Raw genomic sequence first — 11,769 nt, 5'->3', positions numbered from 1 at the left:
GAGCATCTACCCCGGATGGTTATGGAACTGTTAACCAACCCGGTCTAGAATGCCTCCCAGCTTCCAGGCTGATTGAGGACGCCATGAAGGGTGTTGCCGCCTACGCTGCTGTTCAGCGCAAGACTTTCGACCCCATGCAATTTGAACATGATGCGCTGCTTCGGGCCGCCTACGAGATCGAAGCGACGGCCGATGCCCACTTTGCCGAGCATATTGCGGCCCTGCAGCGGAACATGGAACTGTGGAACACCTTTGCCTCTGACTGCGCCGAGACGGGCAATGGGCTGCCGCCGGAATTGCGGGCCAACATCATTTCGTTGGCGATCTGGGTGACCAACCACACCCGCAAGGTGATCGGCGACCAAGCACCGGTCGCGCCTTTGTGCGACATCAACCGGACCGTAGCAACGGGCCTGAACAATGCTCTTGCCAAGCGACGCGAAATGCAGGAACAGGCGCTTTCCCAGCGTCCGATTTCCGTCGGCTGATCCTGGCATTCCAGAAAAAACCCGGCAGGCCTCCCGCCTGCCGGGTTTTTTTATGCGCACATAGCCGCGCAAAGAAAAAGGGCGGCCGAAGCCGCCCCTTGAGAAGGAAAAGCGCAGACCCTAGCGCGTCATCTGCATCAGTTCATCCATCATGGCCTGGATCGACTGGATGATCTTCGAGCTGGCCCCATAGGCCGTCTGCACCAGGATGAGTTGGGCCAGTTCATCGTCAATATTGACGCCCGTCGAGGACTGGAAGCGCTCGCTCAAGGTATCGTGATAACGGTTCTCGTAGGTCGCGCGTTCCTGAGCACCAGCGGTCTGCACCGCCTGATAGGAAACGATATTCGCGGCGAAGTTCTCGATCGTACCGCGATAGATGCCGTCCACGCCGCCAATCCCGGTATTGCCGGCGAAATCGAATTCCGTCTGGCTGAGACGGCGGGCCAGTTCAAGCGGCCGCCCCTCGCTCTGGCCGGTCGAGCCGTCCAAAGGCGTGACGAGCTTGGCGGGATTGGAAAGCAAGGCAGGGTTGACCGTGATCCGGCCGGCGAAACCCGTCTTCTGGTCCGCGCCGCTAGGCACACCGTCCCAGTTCTCGTCAGTAAATCCACGATAGCTCGTCGAGCCGCCATTGCCGTCGCCGTCGACAAACAATTCTATGCCGCTCCCGGCGGTTTCCGAAAAGCTGCGGACGGAAGAGATCGTGCTGCCTGCAGGCGGCACCAGGGTGTCGCCGGAGAAGGAGAAGCCGGGCCCCAGGGCGGCAAGGAGATCGGCACGATTGGTCGTGTCGTCATCACTGCTGAAAGTTACGACTGTCTGCTGCGTCTTGCCGCTGGCATCCCGATATTCCACCACGACTTCATCACCGGTGAAGCCCATCTTGGTGAAGTCCAACGTCGCCGAACCGTCTGCATTGACGGCGTGATAGTCAGCCGCCAGGCTCGTCGCAAGGGCATGCGCCAGTTCATCGAGCTGACGCTGGGCCTCAGGCAGGATCTCGTCGCGCAGGGCAAGATAGCCGCCCAGATTGCCGCTACGGATCGCATTGGTGGCCACCAAGTCTTCGCCGGTGCTGGTCAGGATGATCTGACCAAGAAGCCCGTTCTCGCTGTTCGACGCAGCGGTGACGTTGGAAGCGGGGCGGAAGGCCAATTCGTTGACGGCGCCATCCAGCAGGACGCGGCCGGTCTCGGTGAAGACCACCACCCGATTGTTCTCAGCCTGGGCAAAACGCACGCCCATCTCGGCGCTGATCTGCCCCATGTAGATGTCGCGCTGGTCCTCCAGGTCGGCAGTGGACTGCCCCTTGATCGTCGCCTGGGCGATCATGTTGTTCAGGCGGTCGATGTTATGCAGCGCATTGTTGATCGTCTTGACCGAAGCCGCGATCCCCTGCTCGGCCTCCAGCCGCATCTTCTGGATGGACTGGCTCATGTTGTTGAGATCCATGGCAAGGTTCTGCGCATCGTTCAGAACGCCCTGGCGCAGGGCTGCCATTTCAGGTGTATCGGCAAGGGCCTGAAGCGAATTGGTCAGGTTCTTGACGCTGGCGGAAACCGAGACGGCATCTTGCGGTCGGCCGAACAACTGGTCCACCCGCGACAAGAAGTCGCTGATCACGTTGTGCTGGCTGGCTTGCCCGCTTTGCGCGAACATCTCCAGCTGCATCCGGTTGTCCACCTGACGCTGCACCGCCAGCAAGCGAACGCCGCCGCCATGGGTGCCGTAAATCGCATTCTCGGTCGGAGCGTATTTACGGGTATAGCCCGGCGTGCTGGCATTGGAGACGTTACGCGAAATAACGTCGATCTTCGCTTGATTGGCCTGCAGCCCGCTGAGAGCAGAAGAAAGGGCGGACATCAGGGTCATGACGGTCTCCTGGACACGCGATCAGGAAGGAAGGCTGTTAGAGGTAGTGGACCAGGGACATGCTCTGCATCCGTGTAGCGACCGTATAGGTCGCCTGCAGCTGTGCCTCCAGCTGCTCAACCAGGGACACGGCTTCGAACATGTCCACGTTCTCGATATTGGCGATCTGAACCTCTATGCTGTTCCGGCTGCGGGTATGCTTGTCCGACAGTGATTGCAGCTGCTCTTCCCGCAGGCCGAGATCGGCCTGAGTCGCGGTCACGGCGTTGCGGTTCTCCATCAGGTCCGAGCCGACCTTGTCGGCGAAGGCCCGATAGCTTTCGCCATCGGGAAAATCCGATTCCGAAAAGGCCGACAGCAAGGCCAGGGACTTGACGGTATCGAGCAGAGACTGCTCGTCCGCACGAACACCATACTGGACCGCAGTGCTCGTATCGGCCTGGGCGGCGGCACCGCTGCGATCAGGCGGGGTGCCGTTTGCGGGAATGGACTGGCCGTTGTACCACGTGCTTACATCGGCAAACATCGCATCCGCCGCAGCCATCACATCATCAACATAGGTGGGGCTGTTAGGGTCCAGGGTGGCAACGACCTGCTGCAAGGCCGTCACGATCTCCTCAGCACTCTTCACCGGCTCGGTCGCCCGCTCGTTGCCACTGAAAAGGTAGCGGTCGCCCAGTCGGGTATTCAAGGCCGAAACGACTTGTTCCAACCGGTTGGAGGCGGTGGGTTGGATGGTCGCCCGCTCGGTTTCTGAATTGAGCGAGGAAAGAGCCAGCTGCCCGACCTCCGCAGCGGAATCGCGGGTGATGCTCAACGCGTTCTGCATGACTTCGGTGCGCGTCAGCGCTTGGCCGATCGAGGACTGATACTGTTCGATCGCACTGAGATTGGACCGCAGCGAAAGCATGACGGAGGATTTCGCGCCGTAGCCGCCATAGGTTTCGGCCTTGGCATAGGTTCCCATCTGCGTGCGCGCCGTCAGCAGGCGTTCCTGCATGGAGGCCACGGTGCGCCGGAGCGTCATGTTCTGAGCAAGAGTGGAAACGACCTTCACGATATCCTCCGTCCTAGCTGTTCACCGCATCACTCTTAGCGCTTGATGCGGATCACTTCCTCGGTCATCTCGTCGGCAGTGGTGATGACGCGGCTGTTGGCCGAATAGGCGCGCTGGGTCTGGATCATCTGCGTGAATTCCTCGGCGATATCCACGTTCGAGGATTCCAGCGACTCGGAGATGACCACGCCGGCCCGGCCGACGCCCGGCTGCAGGATCGATGCATCGCCCGAGAAGGCCGTAGCGCGGAAGGCATTACCGGCCACGTTTTCCAATCCATCGGGATTGGCGAAGACGGCGATCGGCAGGTTGTAGATGCGCACGGCGGCGCCGTTGCCGTACTGGGCCCAGACATCGCCATACTCATCAACGGCGACGCCGGTAAACTGGCCATAAGGCAGGCCGTCCTGCACCAGGTCGGTCACCGCGAACTCGCCCGAGAACTGGGTCAGGCCCGAAGCCTCGTTGAAGCTGCCCAAGCTGATCTGCAAGGGTTCGTCATCCCAGGACCAGGCCGGGGAGGTGTTGAGGCCCGCAGGCAGTTCGGAGGGATCGAAGGAGATGGCGCCGGAAGTTCCATTGATGGACATCCAGTCCGGCCCCCCGGTGATACCGCGCAGCGTGCCGTTGGCATTGAACGTGATAACCAGCGGATCGCCGTCCGTCAGGTCCACCCATTCACCGCCGGCATTGTTCTCCAGCATACGGACATTCCACTGGTTCTCACCGCTTTTGATATATTCGGTGCGGACCGTATGCGCTTGCCCCAGCGAGTCGAAATAGGTCTGCTCGGTGAAATAGGGCGAGCTGCCCAACGGCAGGTCCTCCGCCACAGCAGTCATGCCGGCACCTGCAGTGACCGTCGGCGCCGCAGCCCCGGAAGGACCGGTCAGCAGCAGCCGGCCGCCGCTGGCCGACGCGCTGATGCCGGCCTGCTGCAGATCAAGATCGCCATTGATGGCCGCGACAACATTCTGCAGATTGGTCGGATCGACATTCGTAAGCGTGACCGAGGTCGAACCGAGGCTGACCGTCAGGTCGCCGGTAGCGCCGCCCAATTCCCAGGCGCTGGTGATGCCGATGGCAGCCGGCAGGTTGGCGCCGATCTTCACATTCTGCGTCGCCTTGGCCATGCCGCCCATGTTGCTGACATTGACGGTGGTCAGGTCACCGGGCTTTAACTGGCCCGTCACCGGATCATAGGCCCGCCCCATCAGGTAGTAGCCGGAGGAATTGACCAGATTGCCCTTGTCGTCGAAGCCGAAATCGCCCTTGCGGGTATAGAAATTCTGCTTGTTCAGACCGGCGGTATTGGTGTCATCGGGGAAGTTGCGGACGATGAAATAGCCGCCGCCATTCAGCGCCAGATGGGTCGAACTTGCCGAGCCGACGATCTGGCCCTGCACCGAGTTGTTGTAATAAGGAGCCGAGGTCACGCCGGCCGGAGAGTGAATGCGCTTGCCCGACTGCGTCACCAGCGTCGAGAAATTGGTCGAGATCTTCTTGTAGCTGGTGGTGCTGACATTGGCGATGTTCTCGGAAATGTGCCCCATTTTCCGGGCCTGGGCGTTCAGGCCCGACACGGCGGCAGTCATCGAGGCAAAGAGGGACATGGCAGCGTCTCCGCAGACGGTTTCGTCACAAGTTGCGCCTTCCGATGCATAAGCCATGCCAAATGCGCAAGCCACGCTTTCCGCCACTTCCCGCCCCGCCGCCCCTCGGCAAGAACGGCCCGGCCCCGGCAAGAATTTCCCTACTGCGACGATATTGCCCATCCCGGAACCGCGAAACCGCCCCTCCTTCTTCCCCGGGAATGAGGAAAACGCCCATTCATTCCCTTGGCCCGGTAATTGCATTATAAGGGTTGCAAGAATGCCCGTGTGATGTGAGAGGTTCGCCATGAGAAGGGTGTTGTCCAGCGTCTGCCGCACGGCCGCAAAGGCTGCCGCCGTCGCCGCCTTCGCGGCCCTCGCCTCCCTTGCCGCCACTCCGGCAGCCGAGGCCAATTCGCGCATCAAGGACATCGCCGATTTCGAAGGCGTGCGCGACAACCTGCTGGTGGGATACGGCCTGGTGGTGGGCCTGAACGGCACGGGCGACACCCTCAACAACTCGGCCTTCACCCGCCAGAGCCTGATCGGCATGCTGGAACGCCTGGGCGTGAACACCCGCGACAGCTCCAACCTCTCGCCGAAGAATGTGGCCGCTGTGATGGTCACCGCCGTACTGCCGCCCTTCGCACGCCAGGGCACCCGCATCGACGCCACCGTCAGCGCCCTGGGCGATGCCAAGAGCCTGCTGGGCGGCACGCTTCTGGTGACGCCGCTGGTCGGCGCCGACGGCGAGGTCTATGCGGTGGGCCAGGGACAGCTGGCGGTCGGCGGCTTCTCCGCCCAGGGGGCGGCGCAAAGCGTCACCAGGGGCGTGCCGACCTCGGGCCGCATCGCCAACGGCGCCATCGTCGAGCGCGAACTGCCCTTCGCCCTGGCCGGCATGAACACCGTCAATATCAGCCTGCGTAATCCCGACCTGACCACGGCCCGGCGTATCTCGCAGGCCATCAACGCCTATCTCGGCACCGAGGCCGCCCGGTCGCTGGACCCCGCCACCGTCATGGTGACGGTTCCGCCCCAGGCGCGCGGCGATGTGGTCGGCCTGCTGACCGATATCGAACAATTGCGGATCGAGCCCGACCAACTGGCCCGCGTGGTCATCGACGAAAGCTCAGGCACCATCGTCATGGGCGAGAATGTGCGCATCAGCACCGTCGCCATCGCCCAGGGCAACCTGACCATCCGCATCACCGAGACGCCTCAGGTCTCGCAACCCAATCCCTTCTCGGAAGGCGGTGAGACCACCGTCGTGCCGCGCACCGAGATCGAGATCGACGAAGACGACGACCGCCGGCTGGCGGTGATGGACGGCGGGGTCAGCCTGCAGGACCTCGTCAACGGCCTCAACGCCCTGGGGGTCGGCCCGCGCGACATGATCACCATTCTTCAGGCGATCAAGGCTGCCGGTGCCCTTCAGGCTGAAATCCAGGTGATGTGATCATGGATATCAAGAACGCTCCCTTCGCCAGCCAACTGGCCCAGACGACCCCGAAGCTGCCCAATATCGACGACTTCACCAAGCCGAGCGCCGGTAAGACCTCCGACGAGGTGCGGGAGGTCGCCGAGAAATTCGAGTCCGTCTTCCTGTCGCAAATGATGCAGCACATGATGACCGACATCGAAACCGACGGCCTGTTCGGTGGCGGCCATGGCGAAAAGATGTTCCGCTCCCTGCTGGTCGAGGAATACGCCACCTCCACCGCCAAGCGCGGCGGCGTGGGCATCGCCGATGCGGTCTATCGCGAATTGATGCGCCAGCAGGAAATGCAGCAGGCCCCGCAGACAAGCGAAATCGAGGAGAAGGCTGATGAACAGCGGCATCTTGGCTGATCCTGTGGATCTTTATCTGGACGCCACCAAGCATCTGTGCCGGGCGTTGGAGGCCGAGAACCGCCTTCTCGCCTCCAGCCGGAATGAAGACCTGACCGAAGCCGCCGCGCTCAAGGCCGATGCCGCCCAGTCCTATGAAAGCGCCTTTCGCGTGTTGACGGAGACGGAGGGCCTGATCGAAGGACTGGAAGAAGACGCGCGCCATGCCCTGCAGAGCGCCGCCGAAAAGCTCGAACGGCACCTGGAAACCAACAGCAGGTTGCTGGAAGCTCGGCTGGAAAGCTGCGGCATGGTGCTGGATGCGGTGAAGAACGCTGCCACCAGCGGCAACGACCGCGCCTCGCTGGGCTATGGCCAGAACGGCCGCCTGACCGGCAGCGGCACGGCTCCGGTCGCCCTCGACAAACCCCTGTAACATCACAGCCGACCCGGCCAAGCTTGCCGGGTCGGCAAAATCTGCCACTCCCCCCTTCACCGTTCCCAGGGGAAAATCCCCGGAAAAATGCAGCCTAGACCCAAGCCACGCTTCGGCACGGGGATTGCAAAGCATTCAGGGCTTGGGTGATGTCCGGTACCGGCCGGACGATGTCAGCAAGATAGGTTGAGCGGAATGGAAACCAGCATCATCGGTATTCTTGGCCCCCGCAGCGAAAGCGTGGACGCCAATATCCGCAGCAGGAGCGGCGTGAACGGATTCGCCGATCTGCTGGCCGACGCCCGTACCGATGCCAAGGAGGCGCCCCCCGCGCGCCCGGAACCGTCCCGCTCCGACGACAGCCGCGCTGCGGACGACCGCCGCCGCGCAGAAGCCGCCAGCGCCGAACGGCGCGAGTGGCGTGAAACAGTGCGCGAAAGCCGCACCACCGAACAAAACCGCAGCCGCGGCGAAGCGGCCCCCGGCAAGGAAGCAAAAGCCGAGACGGCGCCCCCCGCCGAGGCGCAGGAGCCCGCCAACACGCCGGATGCTCCTGCCCAGGACGTGGCAACCGCACCGGCCGATGCCGAATCTCCGCCTGCCGCCACCGGCGAAAGCGCCGCGACTGCCGAAACGACAGTTCAGGTCGCCGCCCCCGTCACTACCGAAGCTCAGGTCGTGACCACAGCCGAGACCAAGACTCCGGCCACTGCGACGGCGCAAGCCGCTCCGGCCGGCCAGCAGCCGCATGGAGTCGCAGCGCCCCAGACGGCGGCAGCCGCGCCCCAGCCCAATGCGGGCCAGACTGCCCAGACGCCGCAGGAACAGCAGGCGCCCCGGCCCCAAACGACACAGGCCATGGCGCCGGAACAGGATGGCGCCTCCCAGGCCACGGCTGCCCAGCCGCAGACGGAAACGCTCCGCCGGCAGGTCGCCGAGCTTTCTTCCGTGATCCGCGATTCCGGCAGCAGCCCGGAGACAAGCGTCAAGGTTTCGGTTTCCCAAACCACGGCGGCCAGCGTCCCCTCCCGCCCGACGGCCACCCAGGCGGGTCAGCCTGCCCAGGTGGCGGGCGAAGAAGCCGCCGAACCCGGCCTGACCGACGAAGCGGCCGACCTGCGCCAAACGGCGCGCGTGGCCGAAATCCGGGGCGCCGAAGGCCAGCCCCGGCAAACCTCCGGCAGCCTTGCCAATGGCGGCAATGCCGGCACGCCCGGCGCCCTCGCCACGGCCGCAAACGGCCCGTCTCCGGCCCAGACCGCCGCCGCTCCGCAGGGACAGGTCCAGCCCGCGCCTGCCGCGCAGCCCCAGCCTCCTCAGCCCGCCATGGCCGCCGCCGCGGAACCCGTCCTGCACCAGGAGGGTACCAGCCGCGACGCCTTGGGCAGCCTGCACACGACCCAGGTGCAGTCGACTGCCGCCACGGAACGCGCCGCCGCCGCCCAGGCAGCCCCCCGAGCCATGCCCACGCCTCCGGCCACCCAGGTCGCCGCTCATATCCAGCGCGCCGTGGCCGAGAAGCAGGATCGCATCACCATCCAACTGCGCCCGGCCCATCTCGGCCGCATCGACGTCCAGTTGGACCTCTCGGAGGGCCGTATCCAGGCCGTCGTCACCGCTGACCAGCGTGACACGCTGGAGCTGCTGCAGCGCGATTCGCGCGGCCTCGAACAGGCCTTGAAGGATGCCGGTCTACAGACCGATTCCAATTCCCTCAATTTCCAACTGCGCGGCCAAGGCGGCCGGGGCCAGTCAACGGCTTCCGGACACAATGACGGCAAAGGCGATGCCCAGGGCAACGCCGAAGAAAGCGTAGCCTCACAACAACCTGCCCCGGCCAAAAGCAGCCGTGGCGGCCTCGACATTCAGGTCTAGGAGCGTCCCATGACCGTCAGTTCCGTCAATTCCGCGAGCAATGTCGCCAACAGCGCCAGCGAAGGCGCCCGCACCAAGCTTGCCGAGAACCTGGACACCTTCCTGCTGATGCTGACCACGCAGCTCAAGAACCAGGATCCGCTCTCGCCTATGGACACCCACCAGTTCACGGCGCAGTTGGTGCAGTTCGCCAGCGTCGAGCAGCAGATCAGCACCAACCAGCAGTTGGAGCAGCTGGTCAAGCTGAACCAGGGCAATCAGGTAACCAGCGCGCTGGGATATATCGGCCAGACCGTCGAAGTAGACATGAACGCCCTGCCCCTGCAGAACGGCACGGCCAAGCTGCGCTATCTCACGCCGGCCGATTCCAAGGAAGTGACCTTCACCATCACCAACGAAGCGGGCTCGGTGGTCGCCACCCTCAAGGGCCAGACCACGGCGGGCGAGCACGAGCTGACATGGGACGGCAAGGACCAGAACGGCCAGCAGGCGCCTGACGGCACCTATAAGGTCACCGCCACGGCCACCGACAAGGACGGGGTTTCAGTCGTCATCCCCACCCGCATCACCGGCCTTGTGACCGGCGTTGCCGCCGAAGAGGGAGACATCACCCTGGAGCTCGGGGATTTCTACGTTCCGCTCGACCAGATCCGCAGCGTCCGCTTTCAACCGAAAAGCTAGACCCCCGCGTCACCCCTTAACTTTTCTTAAGAGCCCGCCCGATTCCGGCGGGCTCTTTTTTTCGCGGCACGCATCTTCATTTTTTATTTCCTCGCAAGAAGAAAGACCTCGTCAGACCTCCTTCCCGCCGCTAGGTTGCGCCCCTCTTGGGGCTGGGCAAAAACTGCCCAGTGTTAACGGCTTCTTCACCATAGGGTGCATAGGTTTATCCCACGAAATGGGTAGGGCTGGGGCGACGGCGCCTGATGCGCCACCGCAGCAACGTGCGAGGGATCGTGAAGGCTTTTCTTCAGTCGGTGCGTAGCCTGGGCCCCATGCGCCTGGCCGCCATGGCCGGCATCGGCATCGGTATCCTGGCCTTCTTCATCTATATCATGGCGCGGGTCTCCAGCCCGCAGATGGAGTTGCTTTACGGCAATCTCGATCTGGCGGATTCCGGGCGCATCGTCGAACGCCTGGAAGCCGAACGCGCGCCCTATCAGCTGCGCCGCGACGGCACCGAGATCTGGGTTCCGGCCGATCTCAAGAACCAGTTGCGCGTGAAGATGGCGGAAGCCTCGCTGCCTGCGGGCGGCGCGCCTTCGCTGGGCTATGAAGTCTTCGACAATGCCGATACCTTCGGCTCGACGAGCTTCATGCAGAACGTGAACCTGGTGCGCGCCCTGGAAGGCGAGTTGGCACGGACCATCCGCTCCATCGACCGGGTGCGCAATGTGCGCGTCCATCTGGTCATGCCCAAGCGCGAACTCTTCTCGCGCGAGGAGCAGGAGCCGTCGGCCTCGATCGTGCTGCAGATGGAAGGCGGCGCCCGGCTGAACCGCCAGCAGGTGGAAGCGATCCAGCATATGGTCGCCGCCTCGGTGCCCAAGTTGAAACCCCACCGCATCTCCATCGTCGACGATCGCGGCACACTGCTGGCGCGCGGCTACGAGAACCAGCAGGACATGCTGGCCCATTCTTCCGAAGAGATGCGCCTGGCCTATGAAAGCCGCCTCGCCCGCACCATCGAGCAATTGCTCGAGCGTTCGGTCGGCGTGGGCAATGTGCGCGCCGAAGTCTCCGCCGAGATGGACTTCAACCGCGTCGCCACCACCGAGGAAATCTTCGACCCCGATTCCCGCGTGGTGCGTTCGGAAGTCACCATCAACGAGAACGAGCAGTCGGAAGACACCGAAGGCAACCCGGTGACGGTGCAACAGAACCTGCCCGACGTGAATGCCGCCTTCAACAGTAGCGGACGGTCCTCGAGCAGCGCCAACCGCACCCAGGAAACCGTCAATTACGAAATCTCCAAGACGGTCCGCAACCACGTCAAGGAACTGGGCGAGGTCCGGCGCCTGTCGGTGGCCGTGCTGGTCAATGGCCGCATGATCACCAATGCCGAAGGGCAGCGGGTCTACGAACCGCTCAGCCAGCAACAGCTCGATCAGCTGTCCTCCCTGGTGCGGTCGACCATCGGCTTCGACGGCAATCGCGGGGACATGGTCGAGGTGGTGAACATGCAGTTCGCCGACTTCGAGGACATGTTCGCCGAGATCGACGACAACAAGATCTTCGGCATGGACCGCGACTTCCTCGAGAAGGTCGCCTCCAACCTGGGCCTGTCCATCGTCGCCATCCTGTTCCTGCTGCTGGTCCTGCGCCCGCTGGTCAGCCGGGCCGTGGAATCCATGTCCCAGCCGGTCGGTCCCGACGGCCGCCGCCTGCTGACCGACCAGACCACCGGCGCCCCGGCCCTGACCGGCCCCGGCGGTGCGCTGGCCCCGGTGCCCGGAATGGGGCTGGATGAAATGGAAATGGACGAACTGATCGACATCGAGAAGGTCGAAGGCCGCGTCAAGGCCTCCTCTATGCGCAAGATCGGCGAAATCGTCGACAAGCATCCCGAGGAAGCCCTGTCGATCATCCGCAACTGGCTCTATCAGGAAAATTAAG

At 63.5% G+C, this 11,769-nt stretch carries 10 protein-coding genes; 7 read left to right on the top strand and 3 right to left on the bottom strand.

Going from position 1 to position 11,769, the window contains the following annotated elements; translation table 11 throughout:
- Positions 1-83: 83 nt before the first annotated feature.
- On the top strand, positions 84-488 hold the full coding sequence (locus EPD66_RS12855) for a flagellar biosynthesis regulator FlaF (RefSeq protein ID WP_142848919.1): 405 nt from the start codon (positions 84-86) through the stop codon (positions 486-488).
- Between the two features lie 120 nt (positions 489-608).
- On the opposite strand, the gene flgK is transcribed toward EPD66_RS12855, so the two are convergent.
- The 3 genes from flgK to EPD66_RS12840 are packed head-to-tail and all read right to left on the bottom strand — an operon-like array spanning position 609 to position 5,033.
- On the bottom strand, positions 609-2,363 hold the full coding sequence (flgK, locus tag EPD66_RS12850) for a flagellar hook-associated protein FlgK (protein WP_142848918.1): 1,755 nt from the start codon (positions 2,361-2,363) through the stop codon (positions 609-611).
- A 37-nt stretch (positions 2,364-2,400) separates the two neighbouring features.
- The gene (locus EPD66_RS12845; RefSeq protein WP_255448471.1) at positions 2,401-3,420 is read right to left on the bottom strand and encodes a flagellin; all 1,020 of its coding nucleotides are present in this window, start codon (positions 3,418-3,420) and stop codon (positions 2,401-2,403) included.
- Positions 3,421-3,455: 35 nt separating this feature from the next.
- Positions 3,456-5,033 carry a flagellar hook protein FlgE gene (locus EPD66_RS12840; protein WP_185961401.1) on the bottom strand — a complete coding sequence of 526 codons (1,578 nt, stop codon included), beginning with the start codon at positions 5,031-5,033 and terminating at the stop codon, positions 3,456-3,458.
- A 286-nt stretch (positions 5,034-5,319) separates the two neighbouring features.
- On the opposite strand from EPD66_RS12840, the gene EPD66_RS12835 reads away from it, so the two are divergent.
- The 6 genes from EPD66_RS12835 to fliF all read left to right on the top strand — a co-directional run bounded on the left by EPD66_RS12835 (position 5,320) and on the right by fliF (position 11,768).
- Positions 5,320-6,471, top strand: a complete 1,152-nt coding sequence (locus EPD66_RS12835; protein WP_142848915.1) for a flagellar basal body P-ring protein FlgI — start codon at positions 5,320-5,322, stop codon at positions 6,469-6,471.
- Between the two features lie 2 nt (positions 6,472-6,473).
- The gene (locus EPD66_RS12830) at positions 6,474-6,863 is read left to right on the top strand and encodes a rod-binding protein (RefSeq protein ID WP_142848914.1); all 390 of its coding nucleotides are present in this window, start codon (positions 6,474-6,476) and stop codon (positions 6,861-6,863) included.
- Entirely contained in the window at positions 6,841-7,278 is a 438-nt protein-coding gene (locus tag EPD66_RS12825; protein WP_142848913.1) for a hypothetical protein, read from the top strand. Before EPD66_RS12830 ends, EPD66_RS12825 begins: the two co-directional genes overlap by 23 nt.
- Before the next feature lie 195 nt (positions 7,279-7,473).
- Positions 7,474-9,153, top strand: coding sequence for a flagellar hook-length control protein FliK (locus tag EPD66_RS12820; RefSeq protein WP_142848912.1), 1,680 nt, complete (start codon positions 7,474-7,476; stop codon positions 9,151-9,153).
- 9 nt (positions 9,154-9,162) lie between these two features.
- Positions 9,163-9,834, top strand: a complete 672-nt coding sequence (locus tag EPD66_RS12815; RefSeq protein WP_142848911.1) for a flagellar hook assembly protein FlgD — start codon at positions 9,163-9,165, stop codon at positions 9,832-9,834.
- A gap of 275 nt (positions 9,835-10,109) precedes the next feature.
- A complete protein-coding gene (fliF, locus tag EPD66_RS12810) occupies positions 10,110-11,768 on the top strand; it encodes a flagellar basal-body MS-ring/collar protein FliF (RefSeq protein WP_185961400.1) in 1,659 nt (552 codons plus the stop codon).
- Position 11,769: the final 1 nt, after the last annotated feature.

It is taken from the genome of Telmatospirillum sp. J64-1 (assembly GCF_006980715.1).
Taxonomy (GTDB): Bacteria; Pseudomonadota; Alphaproteobacteria; order Rhodospirillales; family Magnetospirillaceae; genus Oleiliquidispirillum; species Oleiliquidispirillum nitrogeniifigens.
This window is presented reverse-complemented; position numbering and strand designations above follow the sequence as displayed.